24 protein-coding genes are annotated in these 23,300 nt (G+C 71.9%); 16 read left to right on the forward strand and 8 right to left on the reverse strand.

Translation table 11 applies throughout. From position 1 onward, the window contains the following. Positions 1-75: 75 nt before the first annotated feature. Positions 76-1,515 carry a S8/S53 family peptidase gene (locus AB4880_RS21405; RefSeq protein WP_367921243.1) on the reverse strand — a complete coding sequence of 480 codons (1,440 nt, stop codon included), beginning with the start codon at positions 1,513-1,515 and terminating at the stop codon, positions 76-78. Between the two features lie 112 nt (positions 1,516-1,627). Here AB4880_RS21405 and AB4880_RS21410 point away from each other — a divergent pair, with 112 nt between their 5' ends. The 6 genes from AB4880_RS21410 to AB4880_RS21435 all read left to right on the forward strand — a co-directional run bounded on the left by AB4880_RS21410 (position 1,628) and on the right by AB4880_RS21435 (position 8,595). Then, the gene (locus AB4880_RS21410; RefSeq protein ID WP_367921244.1) at positions 1,628-4,165 is read left to right on the forward strand and encodes a CHAT domain-containing protein; all 2,538 of its coding nucleotides are present in this window, start codon (positions 1,628-1,630) and stop codon (positions 4,163-4,165) included. A gap of 50 nt (positions 4,166-4,215) precedes the next feature. Then, positions 4,216-6,132: an anthranilate synthase family protein gene (locus AB4880_RS21415; protein ID WP_367921245.1), complete on the forward strand. Its 1,917-nt coding sequence runs from the start codon at positions 4,216-4,218 to the stop codon at positions 6,130-6,132. Between the two features lie 70 nt (positions 6,133-6,202). After that, positions 6,203-6,406 (forward strand): type II toxin-antitoxin system VapB family antitoxin, encoded by a 204-nt coding sequence (locus AB4880_RS21420; protein ID WP_367921246.1) that lies wholly within the window; start codon positions 6,203-6,205, stop codon positions 6,404-6,406. Next, positions 6,403-6,774: a type II toxin-antitoxin system VapC family toxin gene (locus tag AB4880_RS21425; protein WP_367921247.1), complete on the forward strand. Its 372-nt coding sequence runs from the start codon at positions 6,403-6,405 to the stop codon at positions 6,772-6,774. The genes AB4880_RS21420 and AB4880_RS21425 overlap by 4 nt, the downstream gene beginning before the upstream one ends. After that, the gene (locus AB4880_RS21430) at positions 6,771-7,313 is read left to right on the forward strand and encodes an anthranilate synthase component II (RefSeq protein ID WP_367921338.1); all 543 of its coding nucleotides are present in this window, start codon (positions 6,771-6,773) and stop codon (positions 7,311-7,313) included. Before AB4880_RS21425 ends, AB4880_RS21430 begins: the two co-directional genes overlap by 4 nt. Before the next feature lie 4 nt (positions 7,314-7,317). Then, positions 7,318-8,595, forward strand: a complete 1,278-nt coding sequence (locus AB4880_RS21435; protein ID WP_367921248.1) for an anthranilate synthase component I family protein — start codon at positions 7,318-7,320, stop codon at positions 8,593-8,595. A 3-nt stretch (positions 8,596-8,598) separates the two neighbouring features. Here the strand turns inward: AB4880_RS21435 and AB4880_RS21440 are convergent, their stop codons facing one another. From AB4880_RS21440 to AB4880_RS21450, 3 genes are read right to left on the reverse strand one after another with little or no spacing between them, the layout of a single operon-like run. Continuing rightward, a complete protein-coding gene (locus tag AB4880_RS21440) occupies positions 8,599-9,210 on the reverse strand; it encodes a hypothetical protein (protein ID WP_367921249.1) in 612 nt (203 codons plus the stop codon). Next, positions 9,194-10,621: a sensor histidine kinase gene (locus tag AB4880_RS21445; protein WP_367921250.1), complete on the reverse strand. Its 1,428-nt coding sequence runs from the start codon at positions 10,619-10,621 to the stop codon at positions 9,194-9,196. The genes AB4880_RS21440 and AB4880_RS21445 overlap by 17 nt, the downstream gene beginning before the upstream one ends. A 4-nt stretch (positions 10,622-10,625) precedes the next feature. After that, a complete protein-coding gene (locus tag AB4880_RS21450; RefSeq protein ID WP_367921251.1) occupies positions 10,626-11,339 on the reverse strand; it encodes a response regulator transcription factor in 714 nt (237 codons plus the stop codon). Between the two features lie 310 nt (positions 11,340-11,649). Here AB4880_RS21450 and AB4880_RS21455 point away from each other — a divergent pair, with 310 nt between their 5' ends. The 7 genes from AB4880_RS21455 to folE all read left to right on the forward strand — a co-directional run bounded on the left by AB4880_RS21455 (position 11,650) and on the right by folE (position 18,065). Continuing rightward, entirely contained in the window at positions 11,650-13,197 is a 1,548-nt protein-coding gene (locus AB4880_RS21455) for an MFS transporter (RefSeq protein ID WP_367921252.1), read from the forward strand. Between the two features lie 194 nt (positions 13,198-13,391). Further along, on the forward strand, positions 13,392-14,600 hold the full coding sequence (locus AB4880_RS21460) for an amidohydrolase family protein (RefSeq protein ID WP_367921253.1): 1,209 nt from the start codon (positions 13,392-13,394) through the stop codon (positions 14,598-14,600). Positions 14,601-14,701: 101 nt separating this feature from the next. Then, a complete protein-coding gene (locus AB4880_RS21465) occupies positions 14,702-16,294 on the forward strand; it encodes a class I adenylate-forming enzyme family protein (RefSeq protein WP_367921254.1) in 1,593 nt (530 codons plus the stop codon). Beyond that, positions 16,291-16,653, forward strand: coding sequence for a hypothetical protein (locus tag AB4880_RS21470; RefSeq protein ID WP_367921255.1), 363 nt, complete (start codon positions 16,291-16,293; stop codon positions 16,651-16,653). Before AB4880_RS21465 ends, AB4880_RS21470 begins: the two co-directional genes overlap by 4 nt. 4 nt (positions 16,654-16,657) lie before the next feature. Then, on the forward strand, positions 16,658-16,804 hold the full coding sequence (locus tag AB4880_RS21475; protein ID WP_367921256.1) for a hypothetical protein: 147 nt from the start codon (positions 16,658-16,660) through the stop codon (positions 16,802-16,804). Positions 16,805-16,965: 161 nt separating this feature from the next. Continuing rightward, complete coding sequence (locus AB4880_RS21480) at positions 16,966-17,508, forward strand: VOC family protein (RefSeq protein ID WP_367921257.1); 543 nt, start codon at positions 16,966-16,968, stop codon at positions 17,506-17,508. After that, complete coding sequence (folE, locus tag AB4880_RS21485) at positions 17,505-18,065, forward strand: GTP cyclohydrolase I FolE (RefSeq protein ID WP_367921258.1); 561 nt, start codon at positions 17,505-17,507, stop codon at positions 18,063-18,065. The genes AB4880_RS21480 and folE overlap by 4 nt, the downstream gene beginning before the upstream one ends. Before the next feature lie 8 nt (positions 18,066-18,073). On the opposite strand, the gene AB4880_RS21490 is transcribed toward folE, so the two are convergent. Continuing rightward, positions 18,074-18,763 (reverse strand): FadR/GntR family transcriptional regulator, encoded by a 690-nt coding sequence (locus tag AB4880_RS21490; RefSeq protein WP_367921259.1) that lies wholly within the window; start codon positions 18,761-18,763, stop codon positions 18,074-18,076. 88 nt (positions 18,764-18,851) lie between these two features. On the opposite strand from AB4880_RS21490, the gene AB4880_RS21495 reads away from it, so the two are divergent. Further along, positions 18,852-19,655: an HpcH/HpaI aldolase family protein gene (locus tag AB4880_RS21495; protein ID WP_367921260.1), complete on the forward strand. Its 804-nt coding sequence runs from the start codon at positions 18,852-18,854 to the stop codon at positions 19,653-19,655. Here the strand turns inward: AB4880_RS21495 and AB4880_RS21500 are convergent. Both AB4880_RS21500 and AB4880_RS21505 read right to left on the reverse strand, forming a co-directional pair. Further along, positions 19,646-20,638: a fructosamine kinase family protein gene (locus AB4880_RS21500; protein ID WP_367921261.1), complete on the reverse strand. Its 993-nt coding sequence runs from the start codon at positions 20,636-20,638 to the stop codon at positions 19,646-19,648. The genes AB4880_RS21495 and AB4880_RS21500 overlap by 10 nt on opposite strands. 22 nt (positions 20,639-20,660) lie before the next feature. Beyond that, entirely contained in the window at positions 20,661-21,062 is a 402-nt protein-coding gene (locus AB4880_RS21505) for a phage holin family protein (RefSeq protein WP_367921262.1), read from the reverse strand. Positions 21,063-21,161: 99 nt separating this feature from the next. Between AB4880_RS21505 and nhaA the strand changes: the two genes are divergently transcribed. Continuing rightward, positions 21,162-22,538 (forward strand): Na+/H+ antiporter NhaA, encoded by a 1,377-nt coding sequence (gene nhaA, locus AB4880_RS21510; protein ID WP_367921263.1) that lies wholly within the window; start codon positions 21,162-21,164, stop codon positions 22,536-22,538. 26 nt (positions 22,539-22,564) lie between these two features. Continuing rightward, the gene (locus AB4880_RS21515) at positions 22,565-22,927 is read left to right on the forward strand and encodes a hypothetical protein (protein ID WP_367921264.1); all 363 of its coding nucleotides are present in this window, start codon (positions 22,565-22,567) and stop codon (positions 22,925-22,927) included. Here AB4880_RS21515 and AB4880_RS21520 read toward each other — a convergent pair. Next, positions 22,866-23,294 (reverse strand): pyridoxamine 5'-phosphate oxidase family protein, encoded by a 429-nt coding sequence (locus AB4880_RS21520; protein ID WP_367921265.1) that lies wholly within the window; start codon positions 23,292-23,294, stop codon positions 22,866-22,868. The genes AB4880_RS21515 and AB4880_RS21520 overlap by 62 nt on opposite strands. Between the last annotated feature and the right edge of the window lie 6 nt (positions 23,295-23,300).

Raw genomic sequence — 23,300 nt, forward strand, 5'->3', positions numbered from 1 at the left:
GTCACACCGCACTCGGCGGCAAGTCACCAGCCGACCTCGTGCCCAACCTGCGTGGACAGAACATCTAGCCCGGCTCTAGGTGAGCGGTCCGACGATGGTGATCGCGCCGCCGCGGGGGTCGGTCGCGCTGGTGCCGTCGCCGAGGACCTTGGTCCAGGCGGTGCGGGCGTCCTCGCCGGTCGCGCGCATCCGGGCGGCGATCAGGCCGGTGACGACCGGCGTCGAGAAGGACGTGCCGCTCCACCGGGCGAGGCCGTCGAAGTGGCGGACCTGGCCGGCGTTCGGCGGCTCGTGGCAGATGTAGGTGCCGCGCGGGAAGGCGTTGACCAGGTCGCGCCCGCGGGCGTAGACCTTCACCCAGTCCTCGCCGACATTGGAGAAGTCCGAGACGGTGCCGTCGGGGTCGACCGATCCGACGCCCACCGCCCACGAGAAGGCAGCCGGCCAGAACGGCTGGTCGCTCGCGTCGTTGCCCGCCGCGGCCACGACGAGGATGTCGTCGCGCTCGGCGAGGCGGTGCGCGGCCGCGAGCAGCGCGAAGGACAGCAGCGGCCATCCGCCGCGGGTGTGCGTGCCGGCGGAGATGCTGATCAGCTGTGGGTGGTCGTCGTCGTTGAGCGCGTCGTTGAGCTGCGCGATGATCGCGGACTCGTAGATCGCACCGCCGTGGGTCAGCAGGCCCTCGACCTCGACCCGGGTGTCGGGCGCCAGGCAGCTGATCACGCCGGCGACGAAGGTCCCGTGGCCGGCGTACGGGTGGATGGCCGCGGGGTTGACGTGCTCGACGTCGGCCGGGTCGGCGAAGATGTCGTCGCTCTCGAGCCAGGGCGTCATCGCGCTGCCGACCGCGTCGGCCCACAGACCGGTGTCCACGACCGCGACCCGTACCCGCTCCGCGGGCTTGGGCTCCTCGCCCGCCGGCGCCTGCGGCGGCCACGGACGACGGGTCTTCGGCACCTCCGGCTCCGTCGCCGGGCACAGGCCGCCCTTCGCAGGAGTGACGTAGACGAGGTGGTCGGGGGACACGATCGGCGGCTGGTCCTTGCCCTCCGGCCGGCCGAGGGCCTCGTCGAGCTCGGCGAGCGTGGCCAGGACGTCGTCGCCCTCGTCGCGGCGCCGCGGCAGCCGCAGCAGGACCAGGCCGGGGCCGGGCTCGTCGACTCGCTCCGGCCTGCCGTCGAACTCCTCGCCGCGCCGCTCGAAGAAGGCCATCACGTCGTCGAGCCGCTCGGCCTGCGCCAGGGCGTGGCCGGGACGGTAGAGATAGACCAGCTCCGCGTCGTCCTTCGCGGGCCGGTCCTCCGGCCCTGCGGCGGCCACATCGCCCTTGAGGGCGTCGCGTACGACGCGTGCCTGCACGCGCAGCTTGTCGCGGTTGAGCCGTTCGGGGTCGACCGGCTGGACGTCGACCGACTGTCCTGGATCGCGCCGGACGACCCGCCAGGGCCACCGGACCAGGCGGATCAGCGCGCTCAGCGAGAACGAGGGGCGAGAAGGTCCACCGGGCTGGGACATGGCCACTCCTGGGAGGCAGGCGAGGGCTCGGACCGAACGGTCCCGTGCGGCGCTAACGTAGTGCCGCCCCGCGACGCCGTAAAGGAGTCGACCCTTCCTTGGTGAGGCGGCCATGCAGGATCTGCTCGACCTGGCGCTCGACCGGCCGGACGAGGCGCGGCGCCGGGCGGAGGCGCTGCTCGCGACCGAGTCGGACGACAGGACGCGGTCCTACGCCTACCAGTGCCTCGGGATCGTGCTCCGAGACGCCGGCCAGCCTGCGGAGGCGGTGGCTCTCCTGCGGGACGGGCTGCGGTGCGCGCGCCGCACCGGTGACGCGGACCGGGAGCGCGACGTCCGGGCGACGCTCGGTGTGGCGCTGGCGTTCGCCGGTCGGTCTGCGCCTGCTCTGCGAGAGCTCGAAGGGGCGCTGAACGGCGCGGACGGGGTGGTCGCGGCCAAGGTAGGCATGCGCCTGGCGGCGGTGCTGACCATGCTCGGCCGGCATGCGGAGGCGGTCCCGGTGTTGACGACGGCGCTGGCGGAGCTGGAGGGCGCGGGCGACCGCGGCTGGGAGGCGCGGACCCGCGTCTGGCTCGGCTACGTCGAGCTGCACCTGGGCCGGATCGACGAGGCGGAGGCCGCGATGACCGCGGCCGCGCGGATCCTGGCCGAGGAGGGCGCGTGGGTCGACCGACTGTCGAGCCTGACCAATCTCGCCGAGATCGCCGTCGCGCGCGGCGACCACGCGGTGGCACTCGCGCGGTTCGCCGAGAGTGCCGAGGCGCACGAGGCCGCCGGCTGGCCGGTCGGGTCCGAGTTCGTGGCGCTCTTCGCCGAGGCCTACCTCGCGGCGGGTCTCGCCGCGGAGGCCGTCGACGTGATGCGCGGCTTCGAGGGCGAGATCGCGCCCCTCGAGGAAGCCGAGTTCCAGGCGGCCCTGGCGAACGCCCTGCTTGCTGCCAACGATCCCGCCGCGGCGGCCGAGGCCGCCCGTCGCGCTGCCGACCTCTTCCGCCGCCAGGACCGGCCGTGGTTCCGGCTGCGAGCGCGTCTCACCGTCGTCCGCGCCCGGCTCGCGCTGCAGGACACGCGCGGCCTGGCCCGCGAGGCGGCGTCGGTGGCGGCCGACCTCGACGAGCAGCATGCCGACGAGGCCCCACTCGCTCTCACCCTCGCCGGTCGCCTCGCCCGCGGCCCCGAGCGCCTGACCGCCTGGGAGCGCGCCGCGTCGTACCGCCGCCACCCCAACGCCCTGGTCCGGGCCGGCGCCTGGCAGGCGCAGGCGCTGGCGCGCGCGGAGGTGGGGGACCGGGGTGGGGTGCTGCGGGCGGCGGCGGCGGGAATGGACGCGATCGACGAGCACCGGAGGCTGATCGGGTCGTCGGAGCTGCGGGCGCTCGCGACGACGCACGGGCGGGACCTGACGGCGATCGCGCTGCGGCACGCGGCGAGCGACGCGCGGACCCTGCTGCGGTGGAGCGAGCGCACCCGCGCGACGGCGCTCGCGCAGCCGCCCGCGACGTCCGATGCGGCGACGATCCCGGCGTCCCTGGCGGCGCTGCGCGACAACGGGCGGCGACTCGCCGAGGCCCGGCAGGACGGCGACCCGACCGACGAGCTCGAGCGCGAGCGGCTCCGGCTCGAGCGGGCGGTGCGGGCGGAGAGCCACACACTGTCGGCGACGACGGCGGCGCAGCAGCGCCCGGCGAGCGTCGCGGAGATCGTCGCCGCGACCGCCGACGCCTGCCTCGTCGAGCTGGTCGACGTCGACGGCTCGCTGCACGTCCTGGTCGCCCACGACGGCCGGGTACGACGGCGCGTCGCCGCTGCGACGGGCGAGGTCGCCGCCCTGCTGGGCCCGGCCGCGATGCTGCTGCGCCGCGCCTCCCGCGGCCGTCCCGTCGACACCGCCGACCTCGGCCGCCGGCTGCAGGAGGCGATCCTCGGCGACGCGGTCGCGCTGCTCCCCGATGCGGACGCCCCGGTGGTCCTCGCGCCGACCGCGCGGCTGCACGGCCTCGCCTGGTCGCTGCTGCCGGCGCTGCACGAGCGGCCGTTCAGCGTGGTGCCGTCCGCGGGGCAGTGGCTGCGTGCGCGGGCGACTCCGGCCCCGCCGGACGCCGCGACGGTCCTCGTCGCCGGCCCCGACCTCGTCTCCGGCGGCGCGGAGGTGCCGGTCCTCGCGCGCGAGCACCCCGATGCCGTCCTGCTCGACGGCCCGGGCGCCACGCTCGACGCCGTCCTCGACCACCTCGACGGCGCCGGTCTGGTCCACCTCGCGGCGCACGGGCGGTTCCGCGCCGACAGCCCGCTGTTCTCGGCGCTCGACCTCGCCGACGGCCCGCTGACCGTCCACGACCTGGAGCGGATCCGGCGGGCGCCCTACCGGGTGGTGCTGTCGGCGTGCGAGTCCGGCGTCCTCGCACCGGTGGGCGCGGAGGAGCTGCTCGGGCTCGCCGCCGCCCTCTTCTCCCTCGGTACGGCTGGCCTGGTGTGCAGTGTCGCCGAGGTCAACGACACCGCCACGGCCGCACTGATGGTCGATCTGCACGCCGCGCTGGCCGCCGGCAGCGACCCCGCCACCGCCCTGCGGGAGGTACGCCGCCGTACGGCCGGCGACCCCGTCGCAGCCGGCACGGCGGCCGCCTTCCTGGCCCTCGGCGTCTGACGGGCGAAACCGCCCGACGGCCCGCGGCCCGCCCCGCATAGGCTTCCCCCATGACTGACACCAGCCTCACCGCCCGGGAAGCCATCGCGGCCGTCCAGGGGCACGAGGCCTGGGCGATCATCCGCCGCTCCACCCGTGCGGGCGACCGCGACACCGTCGGCGTCCTCGGCGGCACCCGGAGCGTCGTCGAGTCGATCATGGACATCCCGCTCGAGACCGGCGTGCCCGAGCCGGGGCACATCTGCGACCGGCTGGTCGCCGTCCCGTTCCGGCAGGTGTCCGAGCGCGGGTTCGAGGCGCACGACGACGGCACGCCGCTCGTCGTGGTCGACGTCCAGCAGGAGCACGAGTTCTCGGTGGCCGACGTGATCGCGGCGATCGACGAGGTCCCGGTGGAGTTCACCGACCGCGGCGGCTTCGAGACCTCCGACGACGAGTACGCCAAGATCGTCGCCTCGATCATCGACGAGGAGATCGGGCAGGGCGAGGGCGCCAACCTGGTCGTCGGCCGCAGCTACCGCGCCGTCGTCGCCGACTGGAGCGCCGAGGTCGCGCTCACCGTCTACCGCCGCCTGCTCGAGCGCGAGCGCGGCGCGTACTGGACCTTCGTCTTCTTCACCGGCGACCGCTACCTGATCGGCGCCTCGCCCGAGCGGCACGTGTCCGTCCACGGCGGCGACGTCCGGATGAACCCGATCTCCGGCACCTTCCACCTGCGCCCACCGGCCGGCGACCCGCGCAGCACGGAGGCGCGCATGCGCGAGTTCCTGCGCGACGAGAAGGAGATCTACGAGCTCTTCATGGTCGTCGACGAAGAGCTCAAGATGATGTGCGACATCTGCACCGAGGGCGGCCAGGTGCTCGGGCCCTTCCTCAAGCCGATGACCCACCTCATCCACACCGAGTACCTCCTCGCCGGCCGTACGACGCGCGACGTCCGCGAGATCCTGCGCGACACCATGTACGCCGCCACGGTGACCGGCTCGCCCGTCGAGAACGCCTGCCGGCTGATCAAGCAGTACGAGCCCGAGGGCCGCGGCTACTACGCCTCCGCGCTGGCCCTCTTCGGCCGCGACGGCGACGGCGCGCCCGTCGTCGACAGCCCGATCGTCATCCGCACCGCCGACGTCTCGCTCGACGGCAGCCTCAAGGTCACCGCCGGCGCGACGCTGGTGCGCGACTCGGTGCCGGCGTACGAGGTCGCCGAGACGCACGCCAAGGCCGGCGGGATCCTGTCCGCCTTCGGCCTGGTGTCGCCCGCTCCGGTCCCGACCACCGATGTGGCCACCCTCGTCGCCGACGAGGAGGTGCTGATCGCGCTCAACAGCCGCAACAACCGGCTGTCCGGGTTCTGGCTCGCCGACCAGGCCGGTACGCCGACCGACCCGCGGCTCGCGGGCAGGTCCGCCGTCATCCTCGACGGCGAGGACGACTTCGTGAACATGCTGCGCCACATGCTCGCGCGGATGGGCATGACCAGCGCCGTCGTCCGGCACGAGGACTACGCCGACGGCGTCCTCGACGGCTACGACCTGGTCATCGTCGGTCCCGGCCCCGGAGACCCGCGCGACGACGCCGACCCCAAGATGGCCCAGCTGCGGGCCGCCGTCGCCTGGCTGCTCGCCCACGAGAAGCCGTTCGTCGCGGTCTGCCTCGGCCATCAGGCGCTGTGCCACCAGCTCGGCGTCCCGCTGGCCTACAAGGACATCGTCTTCCAGGGCACCCAGGCCACCGTCCTGCTCGGCGGCCGGCCCGAGAAGGTGGGCTTCTACAACACCTTCGTCGGCCGGGTCTCGCCCGAGCTGGCGCTGCCGGACGGGGTCACCGTCGACGCGGACGCCGAGACCGGCGACGTCAACGCGATCGCGGGCCCGCACTTCCGGGGCGTGCAGTTCCACGCGGAGTCGATCCTCACCGAGCGGGGCTTCGACATCGTCCACGACCTGGTGTCCGGCGTCCTGCTCTAGGCATGGCTCGCGGTCACGCCGGCGCGCCGGTAGCATCGTTCTCGTCATCAATTGATGCGGGGTGAGATGCATGCGTACCACGGTGACGGTCGACGACGACCTGGTCGAGCGGGCGGCCGAGCTGAGTGGCATCGAGGAGCGGTCCGCGCTCGTCCGGGCCGGTCTGGAAGCGCTCGTGCGGGTCGAGGCCGGACGCCGGCTCGCTGCGCTCGGAGGATCCGACCCGGACGCGACGGCCGCACCCCGACGCCGCGCCACGCGTCGGGCGTCGTGATCCTGGTCGACACCTCGGTCTGGATCGATCACCTCCACCGAGGCGAGCCCCGGCTCGTCCGCGAGCTGGCCGCCGACGAGGTCGGCTGTCATCCCTCGGTCATCGAGGAGCTGGCGCTCGGCAGCATCCGCGGCCGGGCGGACGTGCTCCGGCTCCTCGGGGAGCTGCGGCAGTTTCCGGTCCTGCAGACCGCCGAGCTGCTGACCCTCGTCGACGCTCGGCGGCTCTGGGGCCGCGGGCTCAGCCCCGCCGACGCCCAGCTGCTCGGCGCCTGCCTGCTGGCACCCGGCTCCCGACTGTGGACCCGTGACAAGCGGCTGCGCACCGCCGCGGTCGACTGCGGCGTGGCGGTGGTGTCGTGGCGATGACCCCCGACGTCGTGGTCGTCGACCACCACGACTCCTACACCTGGAACCTGGTCCACCTCGTCGCCGGCGTCACCGGCGTGCTGCCGACGGTGGTGCAGTGGAGCGACGGCGCCGACCTGACGACGTACTCGCACATCGTGCTGTCCCCCGGCCCCGGCCACCCGACGGAGTACGACTGGGGCTTCGACGAGGGCCGGCCGGTGCTCGGCGTCTGCCTCGGCATGCAGGGGATGGTGGTCGCCTTCGGCGGCGAGGTCGCGCGGGTCGCGCCGGCGCACGGGACGGTCGAGTCGGTGACCCATGACGGGCGCGGCGTCTTCGCCGGCGTCCCCACGCCGCTCGACGTGGTGCGCTACCACTCGCTCGCCGCCGTCCGGCTGCCCGACGAGCTCGAGGTGACGGCGTGGGCGGCCGACGGGACGGTCATGGGGGTGCGGCACCGGACGCTGCCGATCGAGGGCGTGCAGTTCCACCCCGAGTCGGTGCTGTCGCAGCACGGTGCGCGGCTGGTCGCGAACTTCCTGGCCGTGGGACGCTGACCGGATGGTGACCCAGGGCGACCCCGCCGAGGCGTTCGCCCGGATCCAGGCCCGGCACGCCCGCTGCGTGTGGCTCGACGGCGGGGGCGCCCGCGACTGGTCGCGGCGCAGGTCGATCCTCGGCTGGCTCGAGGACGACGACGTCTCGCTCACCTACGACGCCGCGACCCGCGAGGTCACCCGGCACGCCGGCGGGCGGTCGGTCGTGGTCGGCGACGACCCGTTCGCCGTCCTGGAGGCGGAGCTCGCCGTCGGCAGCCCGAGCGACCAGTGGTTCGGCTACTTCGGCTACGCGTGCCGTGCGGACCTGCCGGCGCTGCCCGACCCCGACCTGCCGGACGCGGTGTGGCTGCGGCCCTCGCACCTGCGGGAGTACGAGCACGAACTTCCTGACGTTTCCTTGCGCTTCCTGCCCGTTGCAGAGGCCAGGAAGCGTGGGAATCCCCGCTTAAGCGGGGATTCCCACACCCCGCCGCACCCCTACGCCGAGGCCTTCGCGACGGTGCAGGCCCACCTCCACGCCGGCAACTCCTACGAGGTCAACCTGACTCACCGGCTCCGTACGGCGAGCCCGCTCAGCCCCGCGGCGGCCTATCTCCGGCTGCGGGCGCTCAACCCCGCGCCGTACGCCGGCTTCCTGCAGCACGACCTCGACGGCTCGCGTGCCTGGCTGCTCAGCTCCTCGCCCGAGCGCTACGCCCTGGTCACCGCCGACCGGATGCTCGAGACCAAGCCGATCAAGGGCACCACCCCCCGCGGCGCGACGCCCGCCGAGGACGCCGACGCGCGCGAGCGGCTGGCGAGCGACCCGAAGTACCGCGCCGAGAACCTGATGATCGTCGACCTCCTCCGCAACGACCTCGCGATGGTCTGCGAGGTCGGGACGGTCGAGGTGCCGGTGCTGATGGACGTCGAGTCGTACGCCTCGGTGCACCAGCTGGTCTCGACGGTCCGCGGGCGCCTGCGCGACGACATCACCACCGTCGGCGCGCTGCGGGCGCTCTTCCCGGCGGGCTCGATGACCGGCGCCCCCAAGCTGCGCACCATGGAGATCATCGAGGAGGTCGAGGACTCCGCCCGCGGCGCCTACGCCGGCGCCTTCGGCTGGGTGTCCGGCGACGGCCGGGCCGATCTCGGCGTCGTGATCCGGTCGCTGATGAGCGCCGGCGACGACTACGTCCTCGGCACCGGCGGCGGGATCACGGTCGCCAGCGAGGTCGACGAGGAGTACGCCGAGACGGAGTGGAAGGCCGCCCGGCTGCTCCAGGCGGTCAACCCCTAGGGATCAGCCCTGCGGCGAGCCCGACGGGATCGCCGGCGCGCTCGGGCCGCTGCCGGCGTTCGACTTCGCCGCGTGCGCGGAGAGGCGGGTCAGCACGGCCGTCGCGCCGCTGACGTCGCGCTTGACGTCGTACGGCGCCGGGTCGACGACGTCGACCTGCTGGATCAGGTCGCCGTTCTGGACGAAGCCGGTGACGTAGAGCTGCTTCTTGGTGGCGTTGACGACGATCCGCGCGTCGTCGGCGCCGGCGACCTTGGGCTTGCGGACGTCGGCGTCGGCCTTCTGGCCCATCGTCTTCCAGGCCTCCTCGAGGGTGCCCGGGAAGAGCAGGTAGTTGGACGTGATCGCGGCCTGGCCGGACTTCTGGTCGTTGGGAGTGAAGCGGCACTCGGGCGCGGTCGGCGTCCCGGCATGCTTGGTGGCGTCGACGCCGAACTCCTTCTTCACGAACGCCGTGTCGAGGACGTCGCACGGGTTCCACAGCGCGCCGGTCGATGACGGAAGCGTCGGCTTGGCGGCCACGTCGTTGCCGCCGCACGCGGCGAGCAGCACGCCGAGGGCGGCCACTCCCGCGACCTGGAGGGTCGTCGAGCGGAGGTCAGTGCGCATGCGCATGGGGGTTCTTCTCCCGTCCGGGGAGGCGGAGCACGAGGCGCGCTCCGCCGCTGGCGTTGTCGGTGGCGTGGACCGATCCGGAGTGGCGCATGGCGACCTGGCGGACGATCGCCAGGCCCAGCCCGGAGCCCGGCATGGTGCGGGCGTCGGGCGAGCGCCAGAACCGGTCGAAGATCTGGGAGCGGTCGGCCTCGGCGATGCCGGGCCCCTGGTCGTCGACGGTCAGGACGCCGTCGCTGAGCCGGACCGTGACCTGGCCGGCCTCGGGGCTCCACTTCGCGGCGTTGTCGAGCAGGTTGGTGACCGCGCGCTCGAGCTCGGCGTCCTCGCCGATCACCCACCAGGGGCGGGTGAAGACCTCGAAGGTGATGCTCGGCGCGCGGCGTCGGACGCGCTGGACGGCGTGGTCGACGACGTCGGCCAGGTCGACTGGCTCGACCTGGACCGGGATCGGCTCGTCGCGGGCCAGCTCGGTGAGGTCGCCGATGAGGGTGGTGAGCTCCTCGATCTGGGCCCGTACGTCGTCGAGCAGCTCGTCGCGCGCATCCTGCGGGAGTCCGGCCAGGCCGGCCTCGCTGCGGGCGGTCATGGTCAGCAGGTCGATATTGGTGCGCAGCGCGGTCAGCGGCGTGCGCAGCTCGTGACTGGCGTCGGCGACGAGCTGGCGCTGGCGGGTGCGGCTCGCGTCGAGCGCGACCAGCAGGTGGTTGAACGCCGTGGCCAGACGGGCCACCTCGTCGTCGCCCTCGACCGGCAGCGGCGTGAAGTCCTCGGTGCGCGCGATCTCCTCGACCGAGGCGGAGAGCCGTCGTACCGGACGCAGGCCGTTGCTCGCCACCGCCCAGCCGCCCAGCCCGGCGGCGAGGACCCCGAACAGGCCGAAGGCGAGGGTCACCCAGCCGAGGCGCGCGAGGGTGCGGTCCTGGTCCTCCAGGGGTTGGGCGATGATCAGCGCGATGCCGCTCTTCTGGGTCGGTACGGCGACCACGCGGTAGCGGTGGCCGGCGATCAGGATGGTGCGCAGGCTGTAGTCGAGCCGACCCTGCGCGACCTGCAGCTCGGGCTTGCCGAAGTCGATGGTGGGCCCGCGGTCGAGGACGGCGGTGGTGCCCTGGAAGTCGAGGAACGCGATCCGGACGTCGCCCGCGCCCAGCGCCCACGGCGGGATGCCCTTGGAGCCCGCCTCCAGCAGCTCGTTGGACTTCGCCGCGCCCTTCGCCCGGCTGAGCAGGGCGTCGTCGAGCGCCTGGGTCATCTGCACGCGCGCGGTGATGTAGGCGCCGGTCGCGACCAGCGCGACCGACAGCGCGACGGCGATCGTGGTCAGCCAGATCACCCGGCTGGCGAGCGAGCGGCGGTAGTGCCAGCGCCCGTCGGCGCCCGGGCCGACCGCCAGGCCCCAGGCGGTCATCGGGTCACGTCTCGGTCGCGCGCAGGACGTAGCCGATGCCGCGGACCGTGTGGATCAGGCGGGGCTCGCCCTCGGCCTCGGTCTTGCGGCGCAGGTAGCCGACGTAGACCTCGAGGGAGTTGGCGGTCGTGGGGAAGTCGTAGCCCCAGACCTCCTCGAGGATGAAGCTGCGGTCGAGCACGCGGCGCGGACGGCGCAGGAACATCTCGAGCAGGGTGAACTCGGTGCGGGTCAGCTCGATCAGCCGGCTGCCGCGGCGGACCTCGCGGGTGGTGACGTTCATGGTCAGGTCGGCGAAGGAGAGGACCTCCTCCTCGGCGCCCTCCTCGAAGGGCGTCACCCGCCGCAGCAGCGCGCGCAGCCGGGCGAGCAGCTCCTCGAGCGCGAACGGCTTGGTCAGGTAGTCGTCGGCGCCCGCGTCGAGACCCTCGACCCGGTCGCCGACGGCGTCGCGCGCGGTGAGGACGAGGATCGGGACGTCGTTGCCCGCCGCCCGCAGCGCGCGGGTGGCCTCGAGCCCGTCGAGCTTGGGCATCATCACGTCCATCACCACGACGTCGGGCGCCACCGCGCCGATGCCGGCGAGAGCCTCCGCGCCGTCGCCCGCGAGGTGGACGTCGTAGCCGTTGAACGCGAGGGAGCGCCGCAGCGACTCACGCACGGCACGGTCGTCGTCGACGACGAGGACACGGTGCTGCGTGGCGGAGCGGCTGGACACGGTCCCATCATGGCCGATGGGCCTGAGCGGGGGCTGAGAGCGCCGCGAACTGGCGCGTCGCGGAGCTGGTGGTCGACCGCCGTGCTGCCGCGTGAGTGCTGCCCACTTTGGGCGAAGTGGTTGACGTCACATGAATAATCCATTTAGATAAATGGATCATCTATCAGGCCTGAGTGTGAGATGTCCCAGGACGACCCCGGGACGTGGAAGCGCTCCTCTTGCAGCAGGTGCAGCGCCCGCGAACGGCTGAGCGGCGGGCGTCGTACCGGTGCGCTCTCGGCTGCGATCGCCGGCCACGGCAGGACCGAACATGTCCGCCGCATCGACTCATCTACGACAACTTCCAGCGGACGGCCTCGCGGTGTCTCGGTGCATCGGCGAGAGTGGTCCCCTAGTGCCAGAGGGCTCAATGAACCACACGACTTCACCGCAATCCGCCGCGCGGACCAGGGCGGGCGTCACGCTCGCTCTGGTCGTGGGCGCGGTCGGCATCTACAAGGCCATCGAGTCGATGACCTCGCCTGCGCTCCCGATCCTGCAGGAGGAGCTGAACGCCTCGAGGGCGGAGATCGCCTGGGTGCTCACCGGCGTGCTCCTCACTGGTCCCGTCGTCACGCCGGTCATCGGCCGGCTCGGTGACCTCTACGACAAGCGCCGAGTGCTGCTCGGCGTGCTGTGCATCGTCGGTGCCGGGACGCTGCTCTCCGCGCTCTCGGTCTCGATGCCGATGCTCATCGCAGGCCAGCTTCTCCAAGGCGTCGGGTTGGGCACGGTTCCGCTCGCCGTCGGCATCATGCGTGACACGCAGAGCGCCAGCCGGCTCAAGTTCGGCAACGGCCTCATGGTCGGTGTGATCTTCGCGTGCACGGCCCTGGCTATGCTGGTCGCCGGCCCGATCGCCGACCGGCTCGACTACCACTGGCTGTTCTGGATGCCGTTCGCCGTACTGGTGGTGGCGATCGTGGCCGCCTGGGTGCTCGTGCCATCCTGCCCGTCGAACAGCTCCGGCCGGCACGTCGACCTGCTCGGAGCGGCTCTGTTCGGAGGCAGTCTCGCGACCTTGCTGATCGGGTTCACGTATGCGCCTGAATGGGGCTGGACGTCGTACCGATTCGTCGCGCTCGTCGTGGGCTCTGTGGTGCTCTTCGCGATCTTCGTCGCGGTCGAGCTCCGCTCGGTCGACCCGTTGGTCGACGTGCGGATTCTGGCGAGCCACGAGGTGATCGTGGCCTCCGGGCTGATGGTGATGGCTGGTTTCACGATCAACCTCTTCTTCGTGATGATCCCGATGCAGGTCCAGCAGCCGGCGTCCACGGGCTACGGCTTCGGCGCCAGCGGCACGACCACGAGCGCCATCCTCGTGCCGGGCGTTCTGATGGGGGCGCTCGCGCCGGTCGCAGGCTGGATCGAGGCGCGGGTGGGGCGCCGCGCCGCGGCCGCCATCCCGCCGATCCTCACGGCGGCATCGTTCCTGCTGATGATCGCCTCGCCGGGCGCTCTGCCGCTCGTCGTCGCGGCGATGCTCGTGTGCGGGTTCAGCACCGGGATCGGCATCACCCAGGCGATGAACATCATCGCCACCTCCGTTCCGGAGGACCGGGTCAGCGCGTTCAGCGGCATGAACTTCGTCGTCAAGGCGGTCGGCTCCACCTCGGGAGTCCAGATCGCGGCGAGCATCCTGTCGACTGATGCGGCCTCGGCGCACGATGCGCCGGCCTGGTCGGCGTTCCTGACCGTCTTCGCGGTAGGTGTGGGACTCGCGACCGCCGCCCTGCTGCTCGTGCTCACGCTGCGGCCGTCCCGGGACGCGGGAGCGGGTGCCCCGTCGCCGGCGGAGCCCGTGGAGGCGACTGTCTGATCCGGCGCGACCCGTGCCCGCCGCAACGACCGGCGGGCACGGGTCGCGAGTGACCCCGGAATCGGGGCTGTACGCCGTTGCTTCTCATCCGGCGCTCCGGTCGGTCCCGGTGTCTCCGGGCAAATCTCTCTTGACAAGCGGATGAGCAATCTATTTAAATCAATTGGTCGGAACTACTGGAAGGAAGCCTCGCAATGGGCAGCAAGTACCGGGTGATCGACACTGACACCCACCTGATCGAGCCGCCGGACCTGTGGACGGACCGGCTCCCGAAGTCCTGGGGCGACGACGTCCTGCACGTGAAGTGGGACGACAAGACGCAGTCCGAGCTGTGGTTCTTCGGTGATCAGCCGCTCAAGGCCGCTTGGCAGTGGGCCAACTGGGGCTGGGAGGGCAGGGGTGAGATCCACGACGGGTCCGGCCCGACGCGTCAGGACGAGGCGCACCCCGCCACGTACGACCCGAAGGCGCGGGTGGCGTTCATGGACGAGCAGGGCTTCGAGATGCAGGTCCTCTATCCCAACCTCGCCGGCTTCGACTGGAAGCCTTTCGTCAACCACCCCAACCCGGAGGTCGCGATCGCGCATCTGCGCGCCTACAACGACTTCCAGCTCGAGTGGGTGCGCGACTACCCCGGCCGCTTCATCCCGATGATGGTCGTCCCCTACTGGGACGTGAAGCAGACGGTGGCGGAGATCGAGCGCCTCGCCGACAGCGGCTTCGGTGGCATCGTCACCACCGGCGCCCCTCACGAGCACGGCCAGGCGCCACTCGGCAGCCGCACCTGGGACCCGATGTGGCGTGCCTGCGAGGAGGCCGGCCTGAGTGTCAGCTTCCACACCGCGAGCGGTGACTTCCGGCAGCTGATGGAGCGCCACGAGGACGACGACGTGTCCGGTGGAGCGCTCGTCGTGCGCGACGGGCCGCACATCTACCTGGCCAACGCCAACCACGTCTGTGACCTGCTGATGTCCGGCATCATGCACCGGTTCCCGACGCTCCAGTTCGCCTCTGTGGAGAGCGGCATCGGCTGGGCGCCGTTCGTCCTCGAGGCGCTCGACAAGCGGTTCGAGAAGAACGGAGTCGGCACCAGCCACCTCGACGAGTTCGGCGGAATGCTGCCGAGTGAGTTCTTCCAGCGCCAGATGTCCGTCAACTTCTGGTTCGAGGAGCTCGAGGACTTCCACATCGAGCGTCTGGGACTGCGCAGCCTGCTGTTCGAGACCGACTTCCCGCACCCGACCGGCTACCACCGGCCGACTCTCGACGAGAACATCGAGATGGTGATGGGCGGAGTCTCGGAGGAGATCCGGCACCAGATCCTCTGGCAGAACCCGGCGAATCTCTATCGCCGCGCACTGGAGAAGCAGGGCGTCGCCGTCGACACGGCGATCCCCGTCTGATCCTGGCGCCTTCCTGACCGGCGCGGTGTGCCCGAGGCGCACCCGGGCACACCGCGTCGTCCCGCGTCGATCCGTCCCACCACCGAGCCTGAGGAGGAACCGTGACCATCGACCAAGCGACCTTCGAGCAACGTTGGCGGTGTGCCGTCCGCGACCACGGCCGGGAGACCTTCCTGGTGTTCCGCGACCACGATGGAACCGTCACCAGCTGGAGCTACGGCGAGTTCGAGCGGATCGTCGCCTCGGTGGCAGCCACGCTGCGCTCGTACGGCGTGCGGCCGGGCGATGCCGTGCACGTCGGGCTCCGCAACTGTCCGGCCTTCGTCGCCGTCTGGCTGGCCGTGTCGCGCCTCGGCGCCTGGATGGTGCCCGTCGACCCGGCATCGGCAGGTCGCGACATCGCGCGCCAGATGGCGCGGACCGCGCCGGTCGTGGCGGTCTGTCCGGTGGAGCGGCTCGGCGTCTACCGCGAACAGGTGCCGGAGATTCCGGTGATCGGCGTCGAGCAGAGCGCGGTCGATGTGCGTCCCGGTGGGGCGCTCACGGCAGTCCCGGCGCGGCCGGTCTGCGCCGGCGAGGAGCAGTTCCCTCCGGAGGCCGCCGCGCCCGGCGACCGGCTTGCCGTCATGTTCACCTCGGGCACCACGTCGGAGCCCAAGGGCGTCGTGCTCAGTCAGCAGAACTATGCGCACGTCGCCGGCGCGATGGCGGACGTGGTGAACCTGACCACCGAAAGCCGCTGGTACGTCACCCTCCCGCTCTTCCACGCGAACGCCCAGTACTACTGCTTCGCTCCTGCGATCGCCGTGGGCGCCAGCGTGGCGCTGACGGCGTCCTTCTCCGCATCGCGATGGCTGACGTGGGCGAGCCAGCTCGACGTCACCCACGCGAGCCTCTTTGCCGCGCCGATCCGGATGATCCTCGCGCGGCGCCCGGAGGTCGTGCCGCGGCTGCAGCTGGAGCACGTCTGGTACGCGCAGAGCCTCGCCGCAGGCCAGTACGACGAGTTCGCCGCCCTCGTGGGCTGCCGTCCCCGCCAGCTCTACGGCATGACGGAGACGATCGCGATCGCGTCGGCCGATCTGAGCGACGCTCCTGGTCATGACCGCATCGGCGACCCCGCCGACCTGGGGCGATCGACCCGGGTGGTCGACCCGGTCAGTGGTGTGCCAGTGCCGGCCGGCACCCCCGGCTTGCTGCTGGTCGGCGGGACCCGAGGAGTCGATCTCTTCGTGGAGTACCTGGACGACCCGGTCACCACGGCCGGCGCCTTCGAGCGCGCGGACGGTCTCGACTGGCTCCGCACCTCGGACCTCGTCGTCGCCGATGCCACGGGGATACTGCGGTTCGTCGGGCGCGTCGACGACGTGATCAAGGTTGCTGGGGAGAACGTCAGCCTGACCGAGGTCGAGGCCGCGCTCGGCCAGGCGCCCGGCGTCCTCGAGGCGGCTGTGCTGGCCGAGGAGGATCCGGTGCGCGACGTCGTCCCTGTGGCGTTCGTGGTGCCGCGCGACCCGACGCGGCCGCCGACGGTGGACGGACTCGCGGCCTGGGCCGCTGACCACTTGGCGCCCCAGGCGCGGCCGCGGCGCTGGACGCTCGTCGATGCTCTGCCCCGGACGAGCGTGGGCAAGATCCGCCGGCAGAAGCTCAAGGAGGCGTTCGCCGCGACCGTCGAGGCTGCCGACTCATGATCATCGCCGACCGCCGAGCGCGCGGAATCAGCTACGTGAAGGACGCCGTTCCGGTTGCGGCGGGCCGCTGTGCGCTCGCGCTTCAGCTCCCCGACCGGTCGGCCCGCACGGTTGTCGTCCCGTTCGTCGCCGACGATGGCGCTGCCGCCGCGTTCGCCGGCCGATGCCATGCGCTGGCGGTTCGAATCGACGCACCCGACCCGGCACGCCCCCTGCTCTGGCGCTTCTCGTGCATCGTCACCGGTCGGCTGGGGCCGCGGCGACTGAGGCTCTCTGCCGGCACCGCACTGGGGCTGGTGCGGGCCGGCACCCACGCGATCCTGGTGGGTGTCGATGCGCTCGCCACGGCGGAGGGCTGAGGCGATGACGACGAACGAGCGACTGGTCGAGCCGAAGAAGGAGTGCTGCTCCTCGCGACCCCGCTGCCGGAGGTGCCCGATCCGGATGCTCAAGGAAGGCCGGCTGCCTGCCGGCTACACCGTCAAACGGCGCCGGCTGGTGAAGCTGTGAGCGCCATCCGCCCCCCGGCTCGGCAGAGCTCCGGCTCGGCCTGGCCCGACTCGACCGCGGCGTGCGTCGCGATCCATCTCAGAAAGGTGCAGCAAGTGACGACAGAGGCAACTCGTCCTACGGTCACGACGGCCGGTCCCGCCGTCGGCGTGCTGAAGGGGGTGAATCACCTCCAACTGATCGTCGACGACATGGATACCAGTGTCCGCTTCTACCGCGACATCCTCGGCCTGCGGCTGGTCCGGACCCGGGACAAGTCGAACTATCCGACGCAGCGGCGCGGCTTCAACATGCTCAAGAACTACTTCTTCGACATGGGCAACGGCGGACTGCTGTCACTCGTGCAGATCGAGAAGGCGGAGGGCCGTGCGGAGGACACCGAGCCCGCCGTGACCGGCTCGTGGCTCTGGCCCGGCGGTCGGGTCGCGCGCCAGCCACGCAAGATGGACCACCTCGCGTTCGACGTGGAGACTCACGAGGAGATCGTGTGGTTCCGCGACCATCTCATCGAGCACGGCGTCGAGGTCACGGACATCATCGTCCGCGAGCACGAGTACTTCGTGGAGTCGGTCTACTTCTACGACCCCAACGGGATCCCGCTCGAGATCGCGACCTTCGACCGGGGCAACCCGCGCTGGGAGGACTTCGACCCCGGCCTCTGGTTCTGGGACACCGATCCCGTGCCGGCTGTCCGCGGCGAGTGAGCTCCGTCGACCTGGCGGCGGCCGAGTCCGCCGCCAGGGCGTTCCTCGAGGCGCTCGGGGTGCCGCCCACCCGGCCCGGCACTCGGGACACCCCGGGCCGCATGGCGCGCGCGTACGCTGAGTTGTTCTCGGTCGAGCCGTTCGACGTCACGACGTTCCCCAATGAGGAGGGGTACGACGAGCTGGTGCTGGCTGCCTCGATCCCGATGCGGTCGGTGTGCGAGCACCACCTGCTGCCGTTCCGCGGGATCGCACACGTCGGCTATCTGCCGGGGGATCGCATCGTGGGCCTGTCCAAGCTGGCGCGCATCGTCGAGCACTACGCGGCCCGGCCGCAGGTGCAGGAGCGGCTGACCAAGCAGGTTGCCGACTGGCTGATGGCGAATCTGGCGCCGAAGGGCGTCGGGGTCGTGATCAAGGCCGAGCACAGCTGCATGTCGCTGCGCGGCGTCCGTTCGCTCGGGGCTGAGACCGTCACCTCGACGCTGCTGGGCACGCTGCGGACCGACTGGCGTTCGCGGCAGGAGTTCATGGCCCTGTGCGGTCACGCCGGTTGAAGCCGGGTTCAGGCCCAGTCGATGACCTGGTTGAGGAGGTGGGGTGCGTTCTGTTGGATGTAGTCGAGGTAGGCCTGGACGTGTTCGCGCATCAGGCTCTCCGACTTCATCGGCTGCCCGTTCCGGATCGCTTCCTCGATCTGGTCGTGCGAGATGCCCAGCTCGGGCCCGGCGACCGAGGGGAGACGCTCGCGATGGAGCACGTCGAGCGTGATGTCGCGCAGTGCATGGGCGAAGAGCACGAGGATCGGGTCGCCCGCGAACCGAGCGACGGCCAGGTGGAAGTTGGATCGCGCGGTCTGGGTGTCGAGCTCGGCGTCGTCCTCGGCAGAGTCCCAGCTCGTGCCGTCCTTCACGCGCTCGGCGGCGAGCCGGGCCATCAGTGGCTCGAGGTGAAGGCGGGTCTGCATGAGATCGCGCAGGGTGAGACCCAGGATGTTGTAGTAGAGCGACGATGTCGACGCGAACTCGCGGCTGGCGACCTGGTTGACGATCGCCCCGCCGCCGGGGCCGGGCTTGAGCGTGATCACGCCGTACATCTCCAGCAGGCGCATGCCTTCGCGCAGCGAGGGCCGGCTGACCTGGTAGCGCTTGAGCAGCTCTGCTTCGGCGGGCAGGCGGGCCAGGCTCTCGTCGGTGATGTCACGGACGATCTGGCCCGCGATGACGCGGGCTGCTTTTCCACCAGGAACGGCCATGATCTAGACCATATCAATGAATCGTTGGTCAAACTCGAATCAGTCGGACACCTGGACGGTATCCGTGATGGCAATTAGTCTATATGAAATGAACAATATGGGACTGGCGATGCGCCTCCGCGGGGGAGAGCTTCTGCTCGGCTGCAGCCTCAACGAAGCCCGCGACCCAGGCACGGTGCACGTTCTCGGAGCTGCCGGCATCGACGTGGTCTTTCTCGATCTCGAGCACAACCTGCACGGTCCCGAGACCGTGCTCGACCTCATCGGCCATGCGCGGGCTGCCGGAGTCGAGTTGCTGGTGCGGCCGCCGTACCAGGACCGCTCGATGATCACCCGGCTGCTCGACGGCGGGTGCACGTCACTGCTCGTCCCACGGGTAAGGACGCCGGCGGAGCTGGCGGAGGTGCTCGAACAGGCGTACTACCACCCTCGCGGCCGCCGCGGTGTGGCCATGGTCGGTGGCGCAGGTGGGGGCTACCGACCGGTTCCGGACGTGCGCGCAGAGATGGCTCGCGCCAATGAGGCGACGCTGGTCGGTCTCGTCGTCGAGACCGCTGAGGCGTTGGATGTGCTCGACGAGCTGCTCGCCGAGGGGGTCGGTCTGGCCGTGGTCGGCTTCCAGGACCTCGCCCAGGCTCTCGGGCTGCCCGGCCAGCCCGATCACCCTCGGGTCCGGGAGGCGGTCACGCACGTTCGGGAGCGCTGTCTCGCCGCGGGGGTGTCGTACGGCGTCTTCGAGCCCTCGGCGGCTCGGATCGGTCCCGAGGTGGCCGCCGGGGCGCAACTCGTCGTGCACGGGGGAGTGTTCGCCTATCTCCGTGCGGGTGTGGCCCGGGCGGTCGCCGCGCTGGACGAAGCACGCAACGCGTGCTCGGCGCCGGCTCAGAGGTAGCGCTGGGCGACCCGCGCGGCCCGCGCGCCGTACTGGCCCCCGAAGGTGCAGGCGTGCACCAGCAGCGGGAACAGCTGGTGGAAGCCGAGGCGGTCCTCCCAGCCGTCGGCGAGCGGCGCGACGTCGTCGTAGGCGGCCATGACCTGGGGCAGCTGGGGGAGGCCGAAGAGCGCCAGCATGGCGAGGTCGACCTCGCGGTGGCCGCCGTAGGCCGCCGGGTCGACGACGACCGCGCGCTCGTCGTTGGTCCACACGACGTTGCCGTTCCAGAGGTCGCCGTGGAGGCGGGCGGGCGGCTCGTCGGGCAGGATCGTGTCGGCGCGGGCGACGGCGGCCTCGATGGTGGCGGCGTCGTCGGCGCTGACGATGGACTTGTCGCGCAGCACCTTGAGGTAGGGCGCGATCCGGCGCTCGGCGTAGAACTCCGCCCACGTCGGCAGCGTCCGGTTGGGCAGCGGCAGGCGGCCGATGTACCCCTCCACACGGGGGGCTCCGCCCCCCGTGGACCCCCCGAAGGACTCCACACGGGGGGCTCCGCCCCCCGTGGACCCCCCGAAGGACTCCACACGGGGGGCTCCGCCCCCCGTGGACCCCCCGAAGGCGCTGGCGTCGAGTCCGAAGCACGGGGCGCCGTGGCGGTGGGTCGCGGCGAGCGCGCGGCCGAAGCGGGCCGCGGCCTCGGCGTTGGGGCGGCCGGCCTCGATCCAGTCCAGGATCAGGCAGTCGCCGTCGACGGCGAGCACCTCGGGCGTCGCCACGCCGCCGTCGGCCGCGGCCTCGGCGAGCCAGCGCAGCCCGTCCGCCTCGCAGGCGAAGAACCGGGGTGGGGCGTGGGTCAGCGTCTTGAGGAACGCCGTACGGCCGTTGGACAGGCGCAGCTTGACCGCCGTCGCGATGTCACCGCCGGCGACCGGAGCGGTGGCGACGACCGCCGAGCCGAGCAGCTGCTCGGCCCGACCGGCGACGACCGGCTGCCGCGCCATCGGTCCGCCTCACGCTCCTCGGTCAGGCCTGACCCTTGAGCGCGCGCGGGATCTCCCGGCCCTGCTCGATGGCCTTCTCGGGTGCCTTGACCTTCTTGAAGCTGCGGATCGCGAGGAACACGAGCAGCGCGGCCAGCACGACGTACAGCCCGAACACGATGAGGAACGCCCAGTGCAGGTCGAGCCCGTGGCCGTTCCAGTTGATGAAGTAGGCGATCGCGACCGAGAGCATGATGACCGCGAGCACCAGCAGGAAGCCGGCCGCGGCGACCAGTCCGAGCCCGATGCCGCCGGCCGTGACGCTGACCTTGAGCTCGGCCTTGGCGAGCTGGATCTCCTTGCGGATGAGCGTGGAGATGTCGGTCTGCGCGTCCTTGATGAGACGTCCGATGGTCGGCTCTTCGCGGAGCGGTTCGATGGCCATGCGGCCGACCTTACCGATACCGATAGGCTAGGGCACAGGTGAGCCGGGAAGTCTGGTCGGCATGTGAACGCCCCTACCCACCGCCAGCAGGAGCCCATCGTGCCCGCTTCGCCGCCCTCGCCCCGCCCGTCCGACGACCTCTGGCACAGCGGGCCGGTCTGGACCGCCAGCGGCAAGCCGCTCGCCCGCTATGTCGCGCGTCCGCTGCGCGAGTTCCTGCACATCGAGTCGGCCGGGTCGGTCCTCCTGCTCCTGGCGACCGTCGCGGCGCTGCTGTGGGTGAACCTGCCGTTCGCCGGCTGGGCCGCCGGCTACGACCACTTCTGGCACACGCCGCTCGCCCTGCGGGTCGGCGACTGGCGGATCGAGGAGTCGCTGCAGCACTGGGTCAACGACGGGCTGATGACCATCTTCTTCTTCGTCGTGGGACTGGAGATCAAGTACGAGCTGGTCCGCGGCGACCTGCGCGACCCGCGCACCGCCGCGCTCCCCATCATCGCCGCGGTCGGCGGGATGGCGGTCCCGGCTGTCCTCTACGCGCTGCTCGCCGGTGGCGGCGCGGCCGGGTCGGGGTGGGGGATCCCGATGGCGACGGACATCGCGTTCGCGGTCGGCGTACTCGGCCTGCTCGGCTCGCGGATCCCGTCCGCCGCGCGGCTGTTCCTGCTCACGCTCGCGATCGTCGACGACATCGGCGCGATCGTCGTGATCGCGCTCTTCTACACCGACGACCTCTCGCTCGGCTGGCTCGCCGTCGCGCTCGGGCTGCTCGCGATGATGGCGCTGCTCCGCGCCGTCCGGGTGTGGGCGGTGCCGGTGTACGCCGTCCTCGGGGTGGCGACCTGGTTCGCGCTGCTGCAGTCGGGCGTCCACGCGACGCTCGCCGGCGTCGCGATCGGCCTGCTCACCCCCGCCGTCGCCCTGCTCCGGCCGGAGGTCGCCACGGACTACGCGGTGGAGGGCCTGCGCGACAACGAGCTGGACGCGGAGGAGCTGCACCGGCTGCGCTTCCTGATCGGCGAGTCGGTGCCGATGGTCGAACGGCTCCAGACGCGCCTGCACCCGCTGTCGTCGTACGTCGTGCTGCCGGTGTTCGCCCTCGCCAACGCCGGCGTCGTCCTCGGGGACGGCGTCCTGCGGGACGCGGTCACCTCGAGCGTCGGCCTCGGCATCGGCGCCGGCCTGGTCCTCGGCAAGCCGCTCGGCATCGCCCTCGCGTGCTTCGTCGCGATCCGCCTCGGCATCGGCCGGATGCCGGACGGGACGACCTGGCCGCAGATCATCGGCATCGGCGCGGTCGCGGGGATCGGGTTCACGGTGTCGCTGTTCATCGCCGGGCTGTCGTTCCCCGGGTCGGCGGCCCTGACCGACGAGGCGAAGGTCGGGATCCTGCTCGCGTCGGTGGTGGCGGCTGTGGTGGGCGTGCTGATCCTGCTGTTGTCGACGCGGCGGCGGCCGGAACCTGTCACGCTCTGAGCGTGGAAGGGCGCGCGGTCGAACGGATGTCTCGGCAGGGGTGGGCGTGGCTGCTGCCCACCTTCGGGATGGGTCTCGCGCAGGCCGTGCAGGCGCCCGCGGACGTCGGCCGCGTGCCGTTCGTCGTCGCAGGTCTGCTCGCCGGCGCGGGTTGGCAGCTGCTCTACCGGCGTGACCTGGCCGAACGGCTGACCTTCCCGGCGGTGGCCGTGAGCATCGCGGTCGGCGTCACCCTCGTGTCGGGCGAGGAGATCGCGCTCGGCGACCGGACAGTCTCCGCGGAGAGCGTGCTGCTCTACGCCGGCGGCGTGCTGGTTGCGCTCGTCCTCACGGAGCGGTGGCTGCGCCGGGCAGCACCTGAGCCGAGCCCCGCACCCGCGCCACGGTGATCCGTACGGCGACCCGCGTGGGGCTCGCGCTCGGCGGCCGGTAGCGGGCGGCGTACAGCTCGCAGGCACGCTCGATCGACGCGGCGTCCTCGCGCACCTCGCCGGTGCCGACCAACGACGCCCAGCGGGCGCGGTCGACCTGGGTGACGGTGAGGCGCGGGTCGGTGCGGAGGTTGCGGATCTTCTGGGAGGTGCCGCGGGTGATGATCCAGGCGCACTCCTGCTCGACGTCGAGCATCGCCCCGACCGGTACGGCGTGGGGTGCGCCGTACCGGTCGAGCGTGCTCAGCGTGCAGAGGTGGTACTCGGCCCAGAAGCCGGCGAGGGTGGCGGGGACCGCCGACCAGTCGGGGAGCCAGCTCGGCACGGGTGG

Origin of the sequence: Nocardioides ginsengisoli, assembly GCF_039537225.1 — a bacterium.
In the GTDB taxonomy this organism is placed as follows: Bacteria; Actinomycetota; Actinomycetes; order Propionibacteriales; family Nocardioidaceae; genus Nocardioides; species Nocardioides ginsengisoli.